Annotated in this window: 20 protein-coding genes; 4 read left to right on the forward strand and 16 right to left on the reverse strand. The window is 59.3% G+C overall.

The window, feature by feature from the left end:
• Nucleotides 1-53: 53 nt before the first annotated feature.
• Together trpC and lexA are read left to right on the forward strand one after the other, a co-directional pair.
• On the forward strand, nt 54-848 hold the full coding sequence (trpC, locus tag VL130_RS15050) for an indole-3-glycerol phosphate synthase TrpC (RefSeq protein ID WP_325363956.1): 795 nt from the start codon (nt 54-56) through the stop codon (nt 846-848).
• A gap of 95 nt (nt 849-943) precedes the next feature.
• Nucleotides 944-1,645: a transcriptional repressor LexA gene (gene lexA, locus VL130_RS15055; protein ID WP_325363958.1), complete on the forward strand. Its 702-nt coding sequence runs from the start codon at nt 944-946 to the stop codon at nt 1,643-1,645.
• Between the two features lie 98 nt (nt 1,646-1,743).
• Here lexA and VL130_RS15060 read toward each other — a convergent pair whose 3' ends face one another.
• A complete protein-coding gene (locus VL130_RS15060; RefSeq protein WP_325363960.1) occupies nt 1,744-3,906 on the reverse strand; it encodes a ComEC/Rec2 family competence protein in 2,163 nt (720 codons plus the stop codon).
• Nucleotides 3,907-4,066: 160 nt separating this feature from the next.
• Here VL130_RS15060 and gltX point away from each other — a divergent pair, with 160 nt between their 5' ends.
• Both gltX and gltA read left to right on the forward strand, forming a co-directional pair.
• Nucleotides 4,067-5,479: a glutamate--tRNA ligase gene (gene gltX / locus VL130_RS15065; RefSeq protein WP_325363962.1), complete on the forward strand. Its 1,413-nt coding sequence runs from the start codon at nt 4,067-4,069 to the stop codon at nt 5,477-5,479.
• A 93-nt stretch (nt 5,480-5,572) separates the two neighbouring features.
• A complete protein-coding gene (gltA, locus tag VL130_RS15070; protein ID WP_325363964.1) occupies nt 5,573-6,862 on the forward strand; it encodes a citrate synthase in 1,290 nt (429 codons plus the stop codon).
• A gap of 150 nt (nt 6,863-7,012) precedes the next feature.
• On the opposite strand, the gene lpxB is transcribed toward gltA, so the two are convergent.
• From lpxB to rpsB, 15 genes are all read right to left on the reverse strand, one after another.
• Nucleotides 7,013-8,182, reverse strand: coding sequence for a lipid-A-disaccharide synthase (gene lpxB / locus VL130_RS15075; RefSeq protein ID WP_325363966.1), 1,170 nt, complete (start codon nt 8,180-8,182; stop codon nt 7,013-7,015).
• Nucleotides 8,163-8,990 (reverse strand): LpxI family protein, encoded by an 828-nt coding sequence (locus VL130_RS15080; protein WP_325363968.1) that lies wholly within the window; start codon nt 8,988-8,990, stop codon nt 8,163-8,165. The genes lpxB and VL130_RS15080 overlap by 20 nt, the downstream gene beginning before the upstream one ends.
• 150 nt (nt 8,991-9,140) lie before the next feature.
• Nucleotides 9,141-9,935: an acyl-ACP--UDP-N-acetylglucosamine O-acyltransferase gene (gene lpxA / locus VL130_RS15085; RefSeq protein ID WP_325363970.1), complete on the reverse strand. Its 795-nt coding sequence runs from the start codon at nt 9,933-9,935 to the stop codon at nt 9,141-9,143.
• Entirely contained in the window at nt 9,932-10,420 is a 489-nt protein-coding gene (fabZ, locus tag VL130_RS15090; protein WP_325363972.1) for a 3-hydroxyacyl-ACP dehydratase FabZ, read from the reverse strand. The genes lpxA and fabZ overlap by 4 nt, the downstream gene beginning before the upstream one ends.
• Nucleotides 10,421-10,428: 8 nt before the next feature.
• Nucleotides 10,429-11,445, reverse strand: coding sequence for a UDP-3-O-(3-hydroxymyristoyl)glucosamine N-acyltransferase (lpxD, locus tag VL130_RS15095; protein WP_325363974.1), 1,017 nt, complete (start codon nt 11,443-11,445; stop codon nt 10,429-10,431).
• Between the two features lie 18 nt (nt 11,446-11,463).
• On the reverse strand, nt 11,464-12,174 hold the full coding sequence (locus VL130_RS15100) for an OmpH family outer membrane protein (RefSeq protein WP_325363976.1): 711 nt from the start codon (nt 12,172-12,174) through the stop codon (nt 11,464-11,466).
• 26 nt (nt 12,175-12,200) lie between these two features.
• Nucleotides 12,201-14,639: an outer membrane protein assembly factor BamA gene (gene bamA, locus VL130_RS15105; protein ID WP_325363978.1), complete on the reverse strand. Its 2,439-nt coding sequence runs from the start codon at nt 14,637-14,639 to the stop codon at nt 12,201-12,203.
• A 71-nt stretch (nt 14,640-14,710) separates the two neighbouring features.
• On the reverse strand, nt 14,711-15,913 hold the full coding sequence (locus tag VL130_RS15110) for an RIP metalloprotease (protein WP_325363980.1): 1,203 nt from the start codon (nt 15,911-15,913) through the stop codon (nt 14,711-14,713).
• 33 nt (nt 15,914-15,946) lie between these two features.
• Complete coding sequence (dxr, locus tag VL130_RS15115) at nt 15,947-17,164, reverse strand: 1-deoxy-D-xylulose-5-phosphate reductoisomerase (RefSeq protein ID WP_325363982.1); 1,218 nt, start codon at nt 17,162-17,164, stop codon at nt 15,947-15,949.
• The gene (locus tag VL130_RS15120; protein WP_325363984.1) at nt 17,161-18,018 is read right to left on the reverse strand and encodes a phosphatidate cytidylyltransferase; all 858 of its coding nucleotides are present in this window, start codon (nt 18,016-18,018) and stop codon (nt 17,161-17,163) included. The genes dxr and VL130_RS15120 overlap by 4 nt, the downstream gene beginning before the upstream one ends.
• Complete coding sequence (gene uppS / locus VL130_RS15125; RefSeq protein ID WP_325363986.1) at nt 17,999-18,784, reverse strand: polyprenyl diphosphate synthase; 786 nt, start codon at nt 18,782-18,784, stop codon at nt 17,999-18,001. Before uppS ends, VL130_RS15120 begins: the two co-directional genes overlap by 20 nt.
• Before the next feature lie 231 nt (nt 18,785-19,015).
• The gene (gene frr, locus VL130_RS15130; RefSeq protein WP_325363988.1) at nt 19,016-19,573 is read right to left on the reverse strand and encodes a ribosome recycling factor; all 558 of its coding nucleotides are present in this window, start codon (nt 19,571-19,573) and stop codon (nt 19,016-19,018) included.
• A 17-nt stretch (nt 19,574-19,590) separates the two neighbouring features.
• Nucleotides 19,591-20,346 carry a UMP kinase gene (gene pyrH, locus VL130_RS15135; protein WP_325363990.1) on the reverse strand — a complete coding sequence of 252 codons (756 nt, stop codon included), beginning with the start codon at nt 20,344-20,346 and terminating at the stop codon, nt 19,591-19,593.
• A 187-nt stretch (nt 20,347-20,533) separates the two neighbouring features.
• Nucleotides 20,534-21,448, reverse strand: a complete 915-nt coding sequence (gene tsf / locus VL130_RS15140; RefSeq protein WP_325363992.1) for a translation elongation factor Ts — start codon at nt 21,446-21,448, stop codon at nt 20,534-20,536.
• A 161-nt stretch (nt 21,449-21,609) separates the two neighbouring features.
• Nucleotides 21,610-22,398, reverse strand: coding sequence for a 30S ribosomal protein S2 (gene rpsB, locus VL130_RS15145; protein WP_325363994.1), 789 nt, complete (start codon nt 22,396-22,398; stop codon nt 21,610-21,612).
• Nucleotides 22,399-22,467 lie beyond the last annotated feature (69 nt).

The raw sequence follows: 22,467 nt of genomic DNA on the forward strand, positions 1-22,467 counted from the left end.
GCATAACCGCGCGGCGTGTTAGGATAGAGATGACTGAACCAAAAGGAGACGATATGCTGGATATTCTTGACAAGATCGCCACCTATAAACGCGAGGATGTGGCGACGCGCCGCGTCAATACCACGCTGGACAATCTCGAATCCCAGATCGCCGCTGCCGGTCCTGCGCGCGGCTTCGCCAAGGCGCTGGTGGCCAACAAGCAGCCCAACAGCCTGTCCCTGATCGCCGAAATCAAAAAAGCCAGTCCGTCCAAGGGGCTGATCCGTGAAGATTTCGACCCGAACTTCCTGGCGCAATGCTATGAGGCCGGCGGCGCAAGTTGCCTGTCGATCCTGACTGACAACCCGAGCTTCATGGGCCACGAATCACACTTCCAGTCGGCGCGCTCAGCCGTCTCCCTGCCCTGTATACGCAAGGAATTCCTGGTCGACACCTGGCAGGTGACCGAATCGCGCGCCATCGGCGCCGATGCGATTCTTGTCATCATGGCGATGATCGACGATGCGCTTGCATCCGACCTGATCGATGCCGCCCATCATTACGGTATGGACGCCCTCGTCGAGGTGCATAATGCCGAGGAAATGAAGCGCGCACTTAAGCTGAAGTCCAAGCTGATCGGCATAAACAACCGTAATCTCAGGGATTTTCATGTCGATCTGGCCGTCACCGAGGAGCTGGCTCATATGGTGACGCCGACGCACATCCTGGTGGCCGAAAGCGGTATTTTCACCCCGTTTGACGTCCGCCGCCTGGCGCGCACCGGCGCCACGGCCATGCTGGTCGGTGAAAGCCTTATGAAACAAGGCGATGTAACGGCCGCCACAAAAAATCTGCTGGCATTAGCTTGACATTAACAAGAACACATATAGAACATCAGGCATAGGTTCATGACTTGTTCCCGCAGCTATTCAAATGCGGGCCGAGCGACGCTTGAGGTTTTGCCATGCTGACGACCAAACAACGCGAACTCCTGATGTTCATCCATGAACGCATCAAGGAAAGCGGCGTTTCTCCCTCATTCGATGAAATGAAAGAGGCGCTCGATCTGGCGTCCAAATCCGGTATCCACCGGCTGATCACAGCTCTTGAAGAACGCGGCTTCATCCGTCGACTGGCGCACCGGGCGCGGGCGCTGGAAGTCATCAAATTGCCGGATCAGGCCACGACTTCCGCCCCGCCGCGGGGTCGTCAGGCTTTTGTGCCGCAGGTTGTTGAAGGCAACCGGCCGGCAGCCGAAGCCCCGAAAGCCATCAATGACGATACCCGCGAACTGCCCCTGCTGGGCAAGATCGCCGCCGGTGTGCCGATCGAGGCTATGGGCCACGAACGCGATCGCCTGCACATTCCGGAATCGATGCTGGGCGCCGGCGAGCATTATGTTCTGGAAGTCGACGGTGATTCGATGATCAATGCCGGCATTCTCAGCGGCGATTATGTCGTCATCCGCAAAACTGACACAGCGCAATCGGGTGAAATTGTCGTCGCCCTGGTCGATGACGAGACCGCCACCCTCAAGCGTCTGCGCAAGAAGGGCGCATCCATCGCTTTGGAAGCCGCCAACCCCAATTACAAGACGCAGATATATAATGATGGCCAGGTCAAGGTTCAGGGCCGTCTCGTCGGCCTGATGCGCAAGTATCATTGATATTCTTGTACCTCCCCACCTCTGATGGGGAGGGGAACCGCACGAAGACGCGAAGCGGCTAAGATGTGGTGGTGGGGTTTCTTGCTTCCTGAAACACTTTAGAAACCGACCTCGCCTTCGGCCTCCGATGGACGCGACCAGTAGCGATTACCCCTTAAGGGCTGGGCGGCCTTGATCGCCCAGCCCTTTTCAGTGCGCGTCAGTTCCAGCGCACCGAGCGTGTGAAAATCACCGGCGCTGATATGATTGACGCTGGCACACTCTACCGGCCAATCGCCCACCGGATTACGCAGAACCACCAGATCGCTTGCCTTGCACAACTCACTCAGGCGATCGGCTTTCGGTGGTTTATTGCTGAACCAGAAACCGATCCTGACAGGGTTTTGCGGCAGCGGAACGCATCCATAACCCTTGCAGATATAGTTTCGGTCCCTGACGGCTTCATCGAGCACGTTCAAACCATAGTGTTGCGTCCACTGTTGAAACCCATACTGTCTAACCTTTGAGCGCAGGACATAGGCACTGTCGCCCATGCGGATCGCCGCATTACCGCCTTCGGCATCGCCCCAGATGTCCGGCGGCGACACGCGTGGCCACCATAAAATAGCCGCCGCCGCCACAAGACCGGCCCAGCGCACCTTGCCACGCACCAGACAAACCCAAAGCAGGCCGATAAACGAGATCCCCAGCACATACGACGGCGCGCTCGGCCAGTTGATTACGGCCTGCGGAAGATCCGACGTAAAAGCGGCGATCCGCTCGATCAGCCACAGCCCCATACCTGCCACGCGCAGACATACGCCGCCCAGGGGCGTGGCGCTGAACACCGTCCCCAGGGCCAGGGCCGGCATGACGAGAAAGGCGGTCACTGGCGCCTCGAACAGGTTGGATAACAGGCCATAGACCGAGAAACGATTAAAATAGGCGATGGCGAAGGGCGTTGTCGCGGCGGTAGCGACCACCGAGGCCAGCAGAGACAGCCACAACCCGCGCAAGGCTGATTGAATCGCCTTCACCCACATCGGCACGCTGATTTCGCTGACCGGTCTTTTAAGGCTTTCCGCCAGGGCCAGCAAGGCCGCCGTGGCACTGAAGGACATCTGGAAACCGGGCTGGATCACCGCTTCAGGAGTCAGACAAATGACCACGATCGCCGCGATCGCCAGAGCGCGCAAACTCAGGGCACGCCGGTCGAGCAGGATCGCCCCGAACGCCACGCAGGCGACCACCGCCGAGCGCACAGCCGGCGCGGGCGAACCCGACAAAGCCAGATACAACAAAATACAGACAATGCTCAGACCCGCCGCCCATTTCTTGACCGGCACGTGCAGGGCCAGCCAGGGAATCGACGCCATCAGCGCCCGCAAGGCAAAGAATATAAAACCGCCAACGATCGCCATATGAACGCCGGAGATCGACAGGATATGCGCCAGGCCGGAATCGCGCATGTCCTGAATCAGGCTATGCGGAATGAAATTCTCATGTCCCGTCACCAGCGCTGCCGCAAAACCACCAATGGCGCGACCATTTTTCCAGTCCGGCGCGGTCGTCTGCACCAACCGTTCGGTGATCGACCAGCGCAGGCGATTGAGCTTCATGACCGCATCCAGCCGCCAGCCATGCGGCGGCGACGCAATGATCTTCGGCACGCCCGGTACCAGCCCGACGCCGCCGATGCCCTGGAAATAAGCGTTGCGGGCGAAGTCATACCCTTCCGGCATATTGGGCGGTGGCGGCGGATTGAGAATGGCGAAGGTCGAGATGGCGTCACCCGGCTTGATTCCGGTCGCCTCCAGCATCCCCGCTCGCAGGGAAACCCGCAGCCGCAAAGGCGTATTCTCCGGACTGACCCCACGCATGGAAATCGGTGCCAGCAAAAGCCGTGGCTGGTCCTCGCTCGGGGACACAACATCAATCACGTAAGCCTGAAGATTATAATTGCTTATCTCAGAACTCAAAACCGGCGCGCGGACGTGCTCCGTACGCAGTTTGCAGACCATCGCGCCGACCGCAAAAGCCATCAGCAGGATCAGTACATTGATGACCAACCCGCTGCTGCCATATCGGCGAGCCAATACAAGCGCCACGAGGCATATGATCAATGGCAAAAGCACCCACCACAGATCAGGCTCAAACGACAGGTTGAGATAGATCGCCGCCCCTGCCCCCATCGTCACCGGCAGCCACAGGAACAGGCGTCCTGTTTGCAGGGCCACCGCACCTTCCATCCGGCTTTTCAGAAACAGAATTGCGGATTTCAAATGAGCCAGGCCCTTAAGCGCAATCCGACAAAGTGGCCGCCGCCACTTTTCGGTTAAATTGCGCGACAAACAAAAAGCAGCGACAAAGGACTTGGGTTGCCGGCAAAGAGAGCTATAAGACGCTCACAAATCGTCCCCCCAAATACCGGGCTAACTGACCATGACTATATCAAAACCGCAAGCTGTCGTGACACGTTTTGCACCTTCGCCGACCGGCTACCTGCATATCGGCGGCGCGCGCACGGCCCTGTTCAACTGGCTGTATGCCAAACACACCGGCGGCAAGTTCCTGATCCGCATCGAAGATACCGACCGCGAACGCTCAACCCGCGCGGCGGTGGACGCCATTTTCGAAGGGCTGGACTGGCTGGGCCTCAAGCCGGATGACACGGTGGTCTTTCAGCACGCCCGCGAAAAGCGCCACAAACAGGCCGTCGCCGAACTGGTGGCCAGGGGCCGCGCCTACGCCTGTTTCATGACGCAGGAAGAAACCGAAATCGCCCGTGAAGAAGCCAGAGAAGCCGGTCATGCCCTGCGCTCGACCTGGCGCGACCGCACACCGACGGAAGCCGAACGCGAACAACCGCATGTCATCCGCTTCAAGGGACCATTGGCCGATGCGCTGGTGGTGCCGGACGCCGTACAGGGCGATGTTACTTTCAATACGAAAGACATGGACGACCTCATCCTGCTGCGCACCGACGGCACCCCTACCTACAATCTCGCCGTCGTGGTCGATGATCATGACATGGGCATCACCCATGTCATTCGTGGCGATGATCACCTGAATAACGCCGCCCGCCAGAGCCTGATCTACATGGCGCTGGACTGGGCCGTGCCGACCTTTGCCCACATCCCGCTGATCCACGGCCCCGATGGCGCCAAACTCAGCAAGCGCCACGGCGCACAGGCGGTCGGCGATTACCAGGGCCTGGGCTACCTGCCCGAAGCCATGCGCAACTATCTGGCGCGTCTTGGCTGGTCGCACGGCGATGATGAAATCTTTGATGACAAGCAGGCGATCGAGTGGTTCGATATCGCCGATATCAACCGGGCGCCGGCGCGGCTCGATTTCGCCAAGCTCGGTTCGGTCAACGCTCACTGGATTCGCGTTGCCGATGACCAGCGCCTGGTCGATCTGGTCGCCGCCGAACTGATCGCCACCGGCCACGCCGAAACACCCCAAACACGCGAAATTCTCGCCCGCACGATTCCCCTGGTAAAAGAACGCGCCCAGACCATCGTGCAATTGGCCGAGGCCGTTCACTTCGCTGTGGCGAAAGGCCCGGCGCCTCTGGACGAAAAAACGAAAAAACTTCTGACCGAAGAAACAATATCACGGCTTAACCGTCTTCACGAAAATGTGTTGACGTGGGAAGACTGGAGCGCCGACTCTATTGACGGACAATTGAAAAAATTCGTTGAAAATGAAGGTATTGGCTTCGGAAAGATTGGTCCAGCCCTGCGTGGTCTCCTGTCAGCCGGCCATCCCGCACCGGATATTTCAAAGCTTTTGGCCTCAATCGGACGCGAAGAGACCCTTGTTCGCCTAACAGGGGGCCTTTTCATTTAGGATTACAGTTTGTAAAGCAGGCGCGACGCCGATTTAGGTGCGCCGCACACAGGACCGGCAAACGGTCTAAACCTTATTTCGAGGTAGCGTAATATGAGCCAAACCACCCCCGCCCAAATCAATTTCGAAGGCAAGGCCGTCGATCTGCCCGTGATGAAGGGCACGCTTGGACCGGACGTTATCGACATCCGCAAGCTATATGCCGAAACCGACGCCTTCACCTACGATCCGGGCTTCACCTCCACGGCGTCCTGCGAAAGCAAGATCACCTTCATCGATGGCGACCAGGGCGTATTGCTGCACCGCGGTTATCCGATCGGGCAACTGGCGGAAAATTCGTCTTTCCTAGAAACCTGCTATCTGTTGCTGCATGGCGAATTGCCGACGGCCGCCGAGTTCGAGCCTTTCGAGACCTCGATCACGCGCCACACCATGCTGCATGAGCAGTTTGATAAATTCTTCAACGGCTTCCGCCGCGATGCGCACCCGATGGCCATCCTGACCGGCGCTGTCGGCGCCCTGTCGGCCTTCTATCACGACAGCCTGGACATTCATGACCTGAAGCAGCGCGAAATTTCGGCGCACCGCCTGATCGCTAAGATGCCCACTATCGCCGCCCGCGCCTACAAGTACAGCCTTGGCCAGCCGTTCGTGCATCCGCTCAACAAGCTGTCCTATTCGGAAAACTTTCTGCGCATGTGCTTCGCCGTTCCGGCCGAGGAATATGTGCCCAATCCGATCCTGACTAGGGCGATGGACCGTATCTTCATCCTCCACGCCGATCACGAGCAAAACGCCTCGACCTCGACCGTCCGCCTGGCCGGCTCGTCGGGCGCCAATCCATTTGCCTGTATCGCCGCCGGCATCGCCTGCCTGTGGGGGCCGTCACACGGCGGCGCCAACGAAGAGGCGCTGAACATGCTGAAGGAAATCGGCACGCCAGAGCGCATTCCGGAATTCATCGAAGGCGTCAAAGCCCGCAAGTACAAGCTGATGGGCTTCGGTCACCGCGTTTACAAGAATTACGATCCGCGCGCGACCGTCATGAAGCAATCGGCGGACGAGGTTCTGGAAGCTGTCGGAGACAAGAACGATCCCTTGTTCCAGGTCGCCAAGGAACTGGAAAGAATCGCGCTGAACGACGAGTATTTCATCGAGCGCAAGCTGTTCCCGAACGTTGACTTCTATTCCGGCATCACCCTGTCGGCTATGGGCTTCCCGACCACCATGTTCACCGTGCTGTTCGCCCTGGCGCGCACCGTCGGCTGGATCGCCCAGTGGAAGGAAATGATCGAGGATCCGGGTCAGAAGATCGGCCGTCCGCGCCAGCTTTACACCGGTTCCGGTCCGCGCGATTATGTGTCGATCTCGCAGCGTGGCTAATGGGGCGTGGGGTCCCATAGCTCGCAAGAGCTATACTCTTGCATCGCTAAACCCCACAAACCTTGTTTTGTTCCAAAGAAAAACCCGGTCTCTTGGACCGGATTTTTCTTTGGAAAGAGGAAGACTCGGGGCCACAGGCCCCAAACCCCATTACACAAGATTAAGAAATTCCAACACCGCCTGAGCCGCTTTTTCGGCAGGCGGTTTCTGACCGCGCCCCATAGCATCGAGTGAGGCAAACTGTTCGACTATCTGTTTGTCGCGCAAAGATTTATCGGTAAGCCGCTCATCCAACGCTTTAATCAGATTATCGGTCGTCGCTTCGTTCTGGATGAACTCCGGCGCGATCCGTTTATCGGCCATGATATTGAACATAGTGACGTGTTTCAGCGTCGAAATGCGCCGGTAAATCCAGTAGGTCAGCGGCTCAACCTTGTAAGCGATGACCATCGGACATCCCGCCAGGGCCAGCTCGGTCGAGACGGTGCCAGAACAGGCCAACGCCAGGGTGGCCACCTGCATGGCCGAATGCTTGTCCGCCTCGCCATAGACCAGCAGCGGCTTGACCGGCCATTCCGCCACGCGGCGCTCGACCAGATCGCGGACCGTATCGGCCACCGGCATGACCAGCCTGACATTCGGATGCGAAACACGCAAGCGAGCGATGGTTGCCGCAAATAGCGGCGACAATCGCTTGATCTCCGCCGGACGACTGCCAAGTAGGACAAGCAAAAGCGGATCACTCCCCAGATTAATTCGATTGCGGAATGCAACCGGATTGGCGTCGCTGAAATCGATGCTCAGGGCCGGGTTGCCAACGACGATGGTTTTCAGGCCAGCCGCCTCAAAAAACGGCGGGTCCATCGGATGCAGGGCCAGCAGCAGATCGACCGATTGTGCCAGGGTCTTGGCCCGGCCCGGCCGCGCCGCCCAGACCTGGGGCCCGACATATTTGATCAGTTTGACGTGCGGCATGACCTTGCGGATCGCATTGGCTACCCGCAGGGTGAAGCCCCAGGAATCGACCAGCAGGACCACATCCGGACGCTCAGCCTGCGCATAGGCCACCGTTTCGCGGACGCGCTTCATTACCCGGCCATAGGCTTTCACGGCTTCCAGCAGGCCCAGAATGGACAGTTCGGAGATATCGAACGGGCTGGTGACGCCCTGCTCAGCCATGCGCGCGCCGCCGACACCGAAGAAGGTCAGGCCTGCATTCGGCGCCTGCCGCCGCAATTCAGCGATCAGGCCCGCACCCAGAGCGTCCCCGGAGGCCTCGGCGGCCACGACCATGATGCGTTTAGTGCTCATCGTGGCCATAAATGAAGACTCCCAGTTCGCCGGCGCGGGCGAAGACCGCCGGTTTATCGACGATCAGCAAGGCCTGGCTGCGCGCCACGATCCCGCAAAGGCCAGCGTTAGCGGCATCCTCGATGGTTTGCAGGCCGATGGTCGGCATGTCCAGACGCAGGTCCTGTATGGGCTTGGCGAGCTTGGCGAGAACCCCCTTGCGATTGGCAAGCGTTCCGCGCAGCGCGGGGTTCAGTGAGGCGATACGGCCCAACATGGCCTGTGTGCCTTCCTGCGCCTCGACCGCCAGGGTGATCCGGCCAGCCACCACGACCGCCTGACCGATATCGAGCGCGCCGATGGCCGCGGCCACCCGCATGGCTTCCTGTGCGTCTTCCATGACTTCCGGCGAGGGGTCAGGCCCGGCTTGCAGACCGGAACCGATCAGCAGGTCGGGATTGGCCTCGTGGGCGCCTTCGATGTGGTAGCCCTGGCTGGCGATCACCTTGGCCACCTGGCGCAGGAGCGAGTCATCCCCCCCCCTGCCCGCCGACTGGATGCTTTGCAGATGTCCGTCTTTCTGCATGGCATCAAAATCCGGTCGCTGAACATAGCCGCACATGGTCACGGCTTTCACCTGCTCTGTGGCCAGGATTTCGAACAGACGGGCAAAATCGCCCAGGCCGAGCGTATGGCCGGGATGGTCGTTCAGCTCGGCATCGGACAGGCCATCGATACGGATGACTGTATAGGGCCGCTGCGTGAGCTTCAGATAGCGTGCGATCTCGACCGGCAGAGCGCCGCCGCCGGAGATCAGGGCAAGTTTGGTGTTGGACATGGGCACCCTTTGTTTCGGGGTATGGGGCCTATGGCCCCATGTCTTTATTCCTTTATCTTATCCGCCAAATTGGCAGGTAAGATAAAGGAAGGAAAGGAATGTGGGGTCCCAAGAAACGATCTTTGGCCCCACACCCCATAACGAATGGCGTCAATGATCCGACGGCAGACAAATCGGCCGCGCCGCATCCTCACGAATAAAGCGAACGATCTCAACCACCTGATCGATATCGGAGAAATTCTCCAGCACATCGTCGAGGCGTTCCTGGAACGTGCCTTCCTCGGCGAACATCATGCGATAGGCCGTCCGCAGCGCCAGGATCAGCTCGCGCGAAAAGCCACGACGCTTCAGTCCGACCAGGTTCAGGCCCTCAAGACGCGCATGGTTACCCCACACCGAGCCATAGGGAATAACGTCCTTGGTCACGATGGCGCCGCCGCCGATAAAGCAATAACGCCCCAACCGGGCAAACTGATGCACCGCGCAGGACCCGCCGAGAAACACGAAATCCCCGACATGCACATGACCGCCGATCGACGCCTGATTGGCCATGATGACATTATTGCCGAGGATACAGTCGTGCGCGATACCCGATCCCGCCATGAACATGCAGTCATTGCCGGCCACCGTCACGCCGCCGCCCTTTTCGGTGCCGGTGTGCATGATGACATTCTCACGCACCAGCACCCGCTCACCGACAATCAGCTTCGTCGGCTCACCCTTGTGCGCCAGATGCTGCGGCGGACCGCCCAGGCAGGCAAACGGGTGGATGACGCCATCGGCGCCGATTTCGGTCACGCCATCGATGACGACATGCGATTTCAATACCGTCCGGTCCTTGAGCGTCACCTGCGGCCCGACAATGCAATAGGGGCCGATCTGGACGCCCTCGCCAAGCTGCGCGCCGTCATGTACGATCGCGGTCGGATGTATCGTTACAGTCATTTAGGACTCTCAACCACCATAGCGGCGAATTCGGCTTCGCAGACAATCTTGTCGTTCACGTAGGCCTCGCCGCGGAATTTGAAGATATCGCCGCGATGGCGCACGACTTCCACCGGCATACGCACCACGTCGCCCGGACGGACCGGACTGCGGAACTTTACACCATCCACCGACATAAAGAAGATGGTCTTGCCTTCAACATCTGCGTCCAAAGATTTCGACATCAGAACGGCGCCGGTCTGGCCCATCGCCTCGATCAGCAACACGCCGGGCATGACCGGATTTTCCGGGAAATGGCCGTTGAAGAACGGCTCGTTGAAGGTGACATTCTTGATGCCGACCATCGACTTGTTCTTGACCCAGTTCTCACCACGATCAATCAGCAAAAAAGGATAGCGATGCGGAATACGCTTGAGAATCTCGGCGTAGTCCACCGAAGTCTGCATATCGTTCGCATCCGGCGCATCATCAGCGGTCGTGCTCATCTAAATTCTTACCCCTTGTCCTTTGTCATCGCGTTTTTTTCCAGCCAGAGCATTTCGCGCAGGAATTGCCGCGAGGGCCTGGCCGGAAATCCGGACACCATAGTAGCGGCCGGTACATCCTTGAATACACAGGCGCCGGCGGCTATTTTAGCCCCCGCGCCAATATCAATATGATCGATTACGCCGGCGCGGCCGCCAAACATGGCGCCATCCCCGACCGTCACCGAACCCGATATGCCGCTATGGGCCGCCAGGATGCAGTTGCGTCCGATCCGGCAGTTGTGGCCGACCTGGACCATGTTGTCGATCTTCGTCGCCTCACCGATAATCGTGTCATCAAATGCGCCGCGATCGATACAGGCGCCGGAACCAATACTGACATCATCCTGAAGGATGACGCGGCCCAGTTGCGGCACATCGACCAGTCCCTTGGCGTCCCCGCTGACGCCAAATCCGGCCTCACCGATATGCGCCCCCGAAAGCACCTGAACCCGGTCGCCAATCAAAGCGCAATAGATCGTGCTGTGCGCGCCAATCCGGCAGTCACGCCCGATCCGGCAGCCAGGCCCGATCACCGCATAGGCCTCGATCCGCGTGCCCGCGCCGATTTCGGCATCCTGGCCAATGACCACGCCGATGCCGAGCGTGACACCCGCTTCCATTTTCACACTTGGATGGACGGCCTGCGCGCCCTCATGCCGGCGCAAACGATAAAGCTGCGTCGCCACGCGCGCCCACGCCGCCTGCGGACTGGCCGTTACCAGGGCGACACTCGCCGCCGGCACATGCTCGACATAATCAGCCGGCACAAAGACGAATTCCGCCTCGGTGCGGTGCAGATTGCTCAGGTAACGCCGGTCGCTGAAGAAGGCCGCTTTACCGGCCCCGCCAAATGACAAAGGGGCGCAGGCCATTATAAACCCGCTCCCCTTCTTTTCCGGCGCAACGAACCGGCTGGAGGTCAAAACCGCCACCTGATCCAGGTCTATTTTTGAACCGATATCAAAAAAACGCGGATCAGGCATAAACGGTGTATCTCTTAATTACTTCGTGGGGGCTGCTCCCGCCGCCGGCTGGTCAAGCTTGACGCGATCGAAAGACGGCAGGGTCTCGCCCGTGGCGTTCATCTTGTTCACAACGTCCGTGGTGATGTTCATCGCGGGGTTGGCGTAGAGGAAGCTCGTTTGAGTCGGCTGACCATTCGTATTCGCTGTCATGTCATAATGCAACAGGGAGTCGGCCGAGAGGACGGTGGCGCAGCCCTTGGCGGTGACGACCGCGTTGATCTGCGGGATCATCTTCTGGAAGATGGCCTGCATGACTTCCTGCTGGGTATACTGCATTTCCTGATTACGCTGCTGCACCTTGGCCTGGAACTTTTGACGCTTGCCTTCCCAGTCTTGCGCCTTGGCTTCCCAGGCGGTCTTACCGGCGGCGGTGGCGCTGCTGGTCTTTTGCGAGGCCGTCAGGGCCTTGTATTCGTCTTCGATGGCCTTGCCTTCAGCGCCGAGTTCGCTGTCGACGACGCCCTTCAGTTGCACGAGGCGGTCCGAAGCGGCCTTGCCCATGCTGGAATTCGACATGGCGGTCTGTTCGTCGAGCACGCACTGGCCGGGAACGGCGGCGCCAAAAGTCGGCGGGGCCGGCGGCGTAGCGGCAGCGGCGGCCGGCGCCGCAGCTTGCGCCATGACTTGACCTGCACCGGCCATGAGGACAACGGCGGAGGTGATGAGGAAGAGTGATGCTTTTTTCATAGTTTTGTTCATCTCTGGGTATTGGTTTAGAATTGCGTGGATTGCGAGAAGCGGAAAGATTCAACCTTGTCGTAGGATTCTTTCGACAGAACCTGACTTAGGTCGAACTGTACAGGCCCCATCGGGGATTTCCAGCGGATTGTAATACCCGCCGAAGCCCGAAGAGACATATCATCGACGATATTGGTCAGCGGCGCACCCGTCGTTGTATTGACCTTGAGGCGATCATCAACCCCACCGAGCGTACCTAAATCAACAAATAGAGCGGTTTTAAGGCCGTACTGGTCAGGCAGACCGTTCGGAATGCCCAGTTCGGTCGATAGGATGCCGTAGGTCTGGCCACCAAGCGCGTAACCCGTAGAGGTGTCGCGCGGCCCCATGCCGGCATATTCGAAGCCGCGCATCGTATCGCCGCCCTTGAAGAAGCGGTCGTTGATGCGGATGGCGTCGCCGCGCCATGGGATAATCGAACCGGCGGTGCCGGACACATGCAGGATCATGTCCTTGCGGAAGCCATGATACCAATGGCCTTCAACTTCGGAGCTGACGTATTTCACGTCGCCGCCAAGCCCGGCGAAATCCTGGCGCAGGGTGAACATCCAGCCGCGCGTCGGCTGAACATAGTCGTTACGCAGATCGAAGGCCAGCGAGTAACCGACGCTGGAGGTCACGCCGTTGCCGCAGCTATAAAGCAGGCCGTTACAGGCATCCGACGAGGTGTAGGTGATGTCGTCGCTGCGATAGTTGTAGCGCAGACGTAAGGACGAGAAGCCGTTCAGGCTGTAGCCCAGGCGCAGGCCGGCGCCGTAGGAGTCGGTCGAGTAATCGACCCCGTTATAGTGATAGGAACTCTGGAACAAGTCGAAACCGGCCGAAACGTCGCGGCCCATGAAGTGCGGTTCGGTGAACGAGAAGTCGATCGTCTTCTGGATCGACCCGGTCTGCACCCGCGCGCGCACCTGCTGACCGGTGCCGCGGAAATTCTGCTGGGCGATCGAGATATCGAGAATGAACTTCTGGATCGACGAGAAACCGGCGCCAAACGACAGTTCGCCGGTCGGTTGCTCCAGAACGGCCACTTCGATATTGGTCTTGCCCGGCACGGCCGACGGCTTTTCGGTGATCGCCACGCCGGTGTCGTCCTGCTTGAAGAAGCCGAGCCCCCGGACATACATCTTGGAGCGTTCGAGCAGCGCCTTGTTGTAGGCGTCGCCTTCGGACACCAGCATCTGACGGCGGATCACCTTGTCAAGCGTCTGGGTATTGCCGACGATATTGATCTTGTCGATATAGACGCGCGCGCCTTCATGGACGTTGAAGACCAGATTGACATTGTGCGTATTCGGATCGGCTTCTTCCGACGGACGGATATCGACGAAGGCGTAACCGGCGGCGCCCGCGGCGAAAGTCAGGGCGTCGACCGCCTTTTCCACACGGTCGCTTTCATAAAGCTGGCCCGGACGGATCGAAATGGCGTGCTGGAGGTTTTCAGCCTTCAACTTATCATTGTCGGTCTTGATGGTGATGCGGCCGAAATTGTACTTCTGCCCCTCATCCAGCGTGTAGGAGATGGCGAAGTCCTTGCGGTCCGGCGTCAGTTCGGCGACGGCCGAAATGACGCGGAAATCGTAATAACCGCGGTTGGTATAATACTTGCGCAACTGCTCACGGTCGTAATCCATCCGGTCGGGATCGTAGTTGTCGTTCGACGAGAAGAACTTCCACCACAGCGACTTCTGCGTGACGACAACCGATTTCAGGTCGTTGTCCGAAAAGGCGTGATTGCCGATGAAATTGACCGTGGAAACGCCGGTCTTGACGCCTTCAGTGATTTCAAAGATCAGGTCGACGCGCTTTTGCGGCAGTTCGACGATCTTCGGCGTGACGGTGGCCGAGATACGGCCGCCCTTGCGATAAAGCTCGATGATGCGCTGGACATCTTCCTGCACCTTGGCCTTGGTGAAGACGCCGCGCGGACGAATCTGCACTTCGTCGCGCAGCTTGTCCTTGGTCATGGCGTGGTTGCCCTCGAAAACCACCTGGTTGATGATCGGGCTTTCCACGACCGTCACGACCATTTCATTGCCATTCATGGCAATCTGGACATCGGAGAACAGGTCGGTGCGATACAGCGTCTTGACGGCGGCGTCGATCAGTTGCGCATCGACGGTGACACCCGGCTGGAACGGCAGGTAGGAAATGATCGTCTGCGAATCGATCCGCTCATTGCCCGAAATGACGATATGATCGACATAAGCGGTCTGTTCCGCCGCGGCCGGCGCCTCCTGCGGGGGCGCTTGCGTTGCCGCTTCCGGGGCCGCCGTGGCGCCTGCCGGTGCTGTCGCGGGCGCATCCTGAACAGGCGCCGGAGTCGCTTCCTGGGCGGACGCCCCCGTCGCCATAAGGCCCAGATGGGTCAGGGCCAGTACACTGACGCCGAGAGTGAGGGAGCGTGTAAGGGTCATATGGCCTCTTGTAACCGTGGTCTTTGCGGCGCGAACGGCCGGCGAGAAAGCGAAGGGGTTTGTCAGTCGTATCACGAGAACAGCCCCCCGATGAACTTGGTCAGTCCGATATTGTTAATGTCATTCCAGAAAGCGAATAGCATTAAGCCTAATACCAGCACTATAGCAATCCGGAAGGCCGCATTCTGGAATCCGGCCGAGATGGGTTTTTTGGTCACACCCTGCCACAGGATGAAGGCGAGATGCCCGCCATCCAGCGCCGGGATGGGCAGAAGATTTAGAAAACCGACCGCAATAGAGATGTAAGCCATATATTGCACGAAGGTGAAGAACAGATTGTAGGCGATCTGCCAGAGCGGAGCCTTCACCTGGGAATAGGCTACCGTCATATCGCCGGTGGCCTTGGTCATCCCGACGATTCCGCCGATCTGGTTGCCGTTTTCTTTTCCGGTGAAAATACGGCTTATATAGGTCAGGTTTGTATCAAGCGCTTTCCAGGTCTGGGCGTTGCCCGCAACCAGCGCCTGCCACGGATTCAGCGGCACGACGACCTCCGGACCATGCAGGTCCACGCCCAGTTGGCCGCGGGTCAGTTTGGGGTTCGGACCATCCGGGTCAAGCGATATCCGCCGCGGCGTCGCCGTCAAAGCCATGCGCTGGCCACCGCGCTCGATCTCGAAGCGGGTGGGCGTATCGGCGCGTAATGAAATCACCAGTATGGCGTCGTTTTCACTGCGGATGTCCCTGCCGTCAATTGAAAGCAGCAAATCGCCGGGCATAAAACCGGCTGACGCTGCCGGGCTGTCCGGCGCAACCGTCATGACCCTGGCGGGAACATAGCTGTCGCCCATCACCCAAAAAACAATCGTCAAAAGCCCAATCGCCAACACGAAATTGGCGGCAGGCCCGGCCAGGATGATCAGGAATTTCTGCCACAACGGCTTGAAGTGATAATAATCCTTCACCGCAGCAGCGCCTTCGCGCTCGGTGATGGCGATGCGCGAGGCCTCCAGGTCTTCCGCCGACGGCATCATCGAGGTGATGTTCTCATCGCCGGCGAACTTGACATAGCCGCCCAGCGGCAAGGCGCTCAGGCACCATTCAACGCCATGCTTGTCTTTTTTACGCAGGAGGATTTTACCGAAACCGACCGAAAAACGCTCTACCCGCGTTTTAAACAGGCGCGCCACGCTGAAATGTCCCAGTTCGTGAAAGGTCACGATCAGGGAGATTATGATCAGGAACGGCACGATGCCTGCGATAAAACCGAGCAAAACTGTTTCCCCTAACGCGCTGCGACCATGACCTTACGCCGACAATCTGGCGGAAGCGAAGAGTTCGCCCACCAGACGCCGGATATCTGAATCGATTTCCAGCGCGCGCATCATGGTCTCGTCGTTCGTATCACGACTTGCGTGATCTTTGGAAGGGATAGACGGCAATTGAGCCCGCATCATGGCAGATTCAACAAATTCGGCGATCTGCAAAAAGGCGATCCGCCGCTCAAGGAAAGCCTGTACGCAAACCTCGTTGGCGGCATTGAAGACCGTCGGCATCCCCTCCCCCGCTTCCAGCGCCTCACGGGCCAGCCGGAGCATCGGAAAGGCCGCCAGATCGGGGGTACTGAAGGTCAGGGCGCCGCGTGTGGCCAGGTCAAGCTTCGGCGCCTGCCAGTCCAGGCGCTCAGGCCAGTTCAGGCAGTAGGAAATCGGCACCCGCATATCTGGCGGACCAAGCTGCGCCAGGGTGGAGCCGTCCTTATATTCGACCATCGAATGGATGATCGACTGCGGATGAACCAGCACGTCAATCTGGCTGGCCGGCATGTCGAACAGATAGGCCGCCTCGATGAATTCCAGCCCCTTGTTGGCCAGGGTAGCCGAATCGATGGTGATCTTCGCGCCCATGCTCCAGTTCGGATGCTTGAGAGCCTGCTCGACCGTCACCGCCTTCAGATCCTCACGCGAGCGGCCCAAAAATGGCCCGCCGGAAGCGGTCAGGATCAGTTTGCTGACGCGCGCTTTGTCGCCCAGCACCTGGAAGATGGCGTTATGCTCGGAATCGACCGGCAGCACGGCGCCGCCATGCGCCTCGACGCGCTCGATCAGCGCCCGGCCGCAACAGACCAGCGCCTCCTTGTTGGCCAGCGCCAGAATGGCGCCCGTGCCCGCCGCCGCCCAGGTCGGCTTCAGGCCGGCGATACCGACGATAGCCGCCATGATCCAATCGGCCTTACGTCCCGCCGCTTCACAGACAGCGGCCTCCCCACAGGCAATTTCCAGACCGGCCCCGCCGATCAGCGCCTTGAAGGCCAGCCACTGCGTTTGATCGGCCAGAACCGTGATTGCCGGGCGGTATTTCAGCGCCTGTTCGGCCAGCAGCTCGACATTGCGCCCACCGACCAGCGTCTCGATAACATAATCTTCCCCGACCACCCCCGTTTCATCGAGCAGCCGCAGGGTGGACACGCCGATCGATCCGGTCGAACCGAGAATGGATATGCGTCTGGGACGAATAGAGGTCATATTTCAGTGCCTAGCATTACCAGCAAACGTATACCCCCGATGGCGACAATGGCAAACATCAGACCGTCGACACGATCAAGCAAACCACCATGACCGGGGATAAGCGTCCCGGCATCCTTGACGCCGAAGCGCCGCTTGAGCGCCGATTCCCACAGATCCCCCGCCATCGTCGCCAGCGCCACCAGCAGGCCGACGACCGAGGCCGCCGTATCATGCTTGAACAGGCCGGTGATATCCGACAGCGCGCCCGCCGTCAGCATCCCTGCGATCAGACCGCCGGCGAAGCCCGCCCAGGTCTTATTCGGTGAATAGCGCGGCCACAGCTTCGGACCGCCAAAAAACTTGCCGGCGGCAAAAGCGGCGCTATCCGCCCCCCAGGCGATCAGGAAAGCGAAAAATACCCATTCGACGCCGCGATAACTTTGATGCAGCCACATGATGACGATGGCCGGCCAGCCGATATAAAGCACGCCGTAAGCCGCATCCACCCAGCCGACATGCAGCCGGTAGGCGTAAACCCCGGCGCACAGTGAGCCGAAGCACAGCATCAGGATCGACAACAGCGGATGGCCGAGATAGCCAACGAAAAGCGCTGCGATCGCCGCCGTGGCCACCGCCACGGAAATGCGTCCGGAAATATTGGGCGCCATCATCAGCCCCCATTCGATGCACAACAGCGCGACACCAATACTGATCATGACCAGAAAAGGCCGATGATCCTTGAGCACGGTTATGCCCAGCACGACCGCTATCAGCACGAATGCCGACACGATGCGAACGGCCAGTTCGCGTCCCTTGCTCTTAGGTTTTACCGGAGGCTCGACGGCGTTATCATCAGAGGGCTGGCTTGACATGTCCCGCTTCCACAGCGCCGAACCGGCGATCACGGCCTTTGAAAATATCCAGCGCCGCCTTCAGGGGTTCGTAGCCGTAATCGGGCCACAGGATGTCCTGGAATACAAATTCGGCATAGGCCGCTTCCCACAGCAGGAAATTCGACAGGCGATGCTCACCACTGGTCCGGATCAACAGATCAAGCGGCGGCAGACCATGCGTTGACAGATAGCCGCCGAAACTTTCCGGCGTAATATCCGCAGGGTCCAGCGCGCCCGATTTGACCTGCGTGGCGATCCGCTTCACCGCTTCGATGATATCGGCCTGAGCGCCGTAATTCAGCGCCACCTGCAAGTAAAAACGCGAATTATGCCGGGTTGTTTCATGAGCCTCATTGACCATGCCGACGATATCCGCCGGCAGGCCGGCCTCTTGCCCCACGATCCGCACGCACACGCCTTTGCGGCGCAGACGCTCCAGGTCCGACTTGATGAAGGCCCGCAACAGCCCCATCAGGTCGTTGATCTCGGCCTCCGGACGCCGCCAGTTTTCGGTCGAGAAGGCAAAGACCGTCATGTGGGTGACCCCCAGATCGACCGCCGCCTTGATGGTGCGTTTCAGGGCATCCACACCGGCCTTGTGGCCCATCGTCCGGATCTGATTCTTCGCCTTCGCCCAGCGCCCGTTACCATCCATGATGACGGCGACGTGCAGCGGTTTCACGTCATGACTCTTCGCGCCCGCGTGCGGGGTCACGATGAGAGCATCCGTGGGGCCTAAAGGCATAAAGGCAACTTTCGTTTGGCACAGGCCGGGCTATAACGCGTCACAAGGCAAAGCAGGGGAACCGCTCAGAGACTGTTTTTGAAAATGCGTCAGGCTGAGTCGAAATGAAATTCGGCGTAGCCAAACGGGCTGATTACGAGAACCGGAGCGCAGCGTACTTAAGTACATGAGCACCGGAAGCGCAGAAAGTAGCTCGTTGCAGGCCAGCATCACGCATTTGCAAACAGTCTCTTAAACCTGCATGATCTCGGCTTCCTTGACCTTCAACAGGTCATCGATACGCTTGATCGCCGCGTCGGTAAAGCCCTGCACCTCGGTGCCCCCCTTCTTCTCTTCGTCCTCGCTGATCTCCGAGGCTTTTTCGGCCTTCTTGAGATCATCCATAGCTTCACGACGGACGTTACGCACGGCGATTTTCTGGGTTTCAGCATATTTACCGGCGATCTTGACCAGTTCCTTGCGGCGCTCCTCGGTCAGGGCCGGAATCGGCACGCGCAAAATGTTGCCGTCGGTGATCGGATTGAGGCCCAATCCGGAATTGCGAATGGCCTTTTCGACCGCCGTCACCAGCCCCTTGTCCCACACATTGACGCTGATCATGCGCGGCTCCGGTACACTGATAGCGGCGCATGAGGTGATGCCCATGGTCGAACCGTAGGCGTCCACGACCACCTGATCGAGCAGCGAGGCCGAGGCCCGGCCGGTGCGCAGGCCGGAGAAATCCGCCTTCAGCGCGTCGACCGACTTTTCCATGCGGTCCTTGTAATGGTTGAGTTCAGGCTTTGCCATGACAGTATCTCGCTCTGTTATTGTGTGATGACGGTGTAGATGCCCTTGCCGTGAATAACCTCATTCAGGGCGCCGGGCGTGCGGATCGAGAAGACCACGATCGGAATTTCATTTTCGCGCATCAGGCTGACTGCCGACGCATCCATTACCTTAAGATCGCGCGACAAGACCTCAAGATAGCTCAGGTTTTTGTAACGCTCGGCCGTTTTGTCCTTCTTCGGGTCGGCGGTATAGACGCCATCGACCGACGTGCCTTTGAACAGGGCGTCGCAGTTCATTTCGGCCGCGCGCAGGGCCGCTGCCGTATCGGTGGTAAAATAGGGCGCACCGGTGCCGGCGGCGAAAATGACTACCCGGCCCTTTTCGAGGTGGCGAATGGCGCGGCGGCGCACGAACGGCTCGCAAACGGCGTTCATCTGAATGGCGGATTGCACACGCGTATCGATGCCCTGTTTTTCCAGGGCATTTTGCATGGCCAGCGCATTCATGACCGTGGCCAGCATCCCCATGTAATCCGCGCTGGAGCGCTCCATATCGCCAGCCGCTTTGGACAGACCACGGAAGATATTGCCCCCGCCAATCACGAGGCACAACTCAACGCCCAAACGCGCGACGGCGGCGACTTCGGCAGCCACCGCCTTAACGGTATTCATATCGATGCCGAAGCCCTGGTCGCCCATCAGCACCTCGCCGGAAACCTTCAGCAAAATGCGCTTGTAGGCCAGGGGCGCTGTAGAGTCAGGCGCCAGCGTCTCTCGCGGTTCGATCATCATGGCAGGCTCCGGTGAATCAGTTGGGCGTCAGATATATGACGGCTTAGCGCTTTCAAGGCGCTTTGAATAGGCTTGGCGCATGTGGCAGAGCCGAACGTCCACGCCTTACTGTCATAAAAAAGAGGCGCCGGCATGTCAAATGCCAGCGCCCCGAAAAGCCCTGAAAAGCAGTACTTTTAAGTGTTTATCAGACGCCGCCCGTCATCGAGGCGACTTCGGCCGCGAAATCGTCGACCTTCTTCTCCACGCCTTCGCCGAGGGCGAGACGGGTGAAGGCCGTGATCTTCACCGGCGTACCGAGCGTCTTGGCGGTTTCTTCAACCAGTTGCTCGACGGTCTGATCCGGGTTCATGACGAAGGCTTGCTTGTGCAGCACGACTTCTTCGTAGAACTTGCGGATACGGCCTTCGATCATCTTTTCGATGACCTGCAACGGCTTGCCGGATTCCTTGGCCTGCTCGGTCAGGACGGCCTTTTCGCGTTCGACGTGTTCCTGGTTCAGGTCCTCGACGTTCAGCGACAGCGGCTGGGTGGCGGCGATGTGCATGGCGATCTTGCGGCCCATGTCTTTCAGCGCTTCCGGATCACCGGCCGATTCAATGGCGACGAGCACGGCGATGCGGCCGAGATCCTGCGCGATCGCGTTGTGGATGTACGAGGCGACGACGCCTTCGGACACGGTGTGCTTGGCGAAGCGGCGCACGACCATGTTTTCACCGATCGTGGCGATCAGGTTGGTGATGTCGTCGGAAACAGCGGCGGCGACGTCTTCGACCGTATTGGCTTCGAGACCCGCCTGACCGGCCTTGCGAGCCAGGGCCTGGAACAGATCGTTGCGGGCGACGAAATCGGTTTCGGCGTTCACTTCGACGGCAGTGGCGGTCATGCCCTTGCCTTCAACCTTCGTGGCGATGACAACCAGGCCTTCCGCGGCGACGCGATCAGCCTTTTTGGCGGCCTTGGAGAGGCCCTTGGCGCGCAGCCAGTCCAGGGATGCTTCGATGTCGCCGTCGTTTTCAGTCAGCGCCTTCTTGCAGTCCATCATGCCTACGCCCGACTTTTCGCGCAGTTCCTTAACCAGGGCAGCAGTGATTTCAGCCATGAAATCCTCCTAAGTTTAGTGTTTAAGATTTCGCAGCCTCATAGCCGCGATACATGTCAATTGAGTAACAGCCTAAAGCCGACCAAAGCGTAATATGGCGGGCTTTAAGCTGTCACAGGTCTCGTAAGGCCAACCAGACATTGGCCCCTATATAGGAAGCCTTAGGCCTCAGTGGAAGCAGCGGCAGCGATTGCATCGTCAGCAACCAGGGCCGGCTCGATCGGATCAACCGAAGCGCCGAGGTCGCGGCCCGAAGCCACCTGACCAGCGGCCAGACCGTCCAGAACCGAATCAGCGATCAGGTCGCAGTACAGTTGCAGGGCGCGGGCGGCGTCGTCGTTACCCGGAACCGGATAGGTGATGCCGTCGGGATCAGAATTGGAGTCGAGGATGGCGATCACAGGAATGTTCAGCTTGCGGGCTTCCTGGATGGCGATGCCTTCCTTGTTGGTGTCGATCACGAACATCAGGTCGGGGATGCCGCCCATGTCCTTGATGCCGCCCAGCGACAGCTCAAGCTTTTCGCGTTCACGGGTCAGGGTCAACAGTTCCTTCTTGGAACGGCCAGCCGGATTGTTGTCGAGCACGCCTTCCAGTTCACGCAGACGCGCGATCGAACCGGAAATGGTGCGCCAGTTGGTCAGGGTGCCGCCGAGCCAGCGGTGGTTGACATAATACTGGGCCGAACGCTTGGCGGCGGCAGCGACCGGGCCTTGCGCCTGGCGCTTGGTGCCGACGAACAGAACGCGGCCACCGGCGGCGGCGACTTCGCGAACCTTCAGCAGGGCCTGATGGAACAGCGGCAGGGATTGCGACAGGTCGATGATATGGATGTTGGAGCGCGAACCGAACAGGTAGCGTTCCATCTTGGGGTTCCAGCGGTGAGTCTGGTGACCGAAGTGGGCGCCGGCTTCGAGCAGGAGGCGCATGGAGATTTCTGGCATAGCCATAATGTAGTATCCTTCTTCCGATAATCCGCCGCAGATAGAAAAGCTTGGACGGGCCCGTGCCCGTTTCCG

The sequence above is a fragment of the Asticcacaulis sp. genome, assembly GCF_035497195.1.
Classification (GTDB): Bacteria; Pseudomonadota; Alphaproteobacteria; order Caulobacterales; family Caulobacteraceae; genus Asticcacaulis.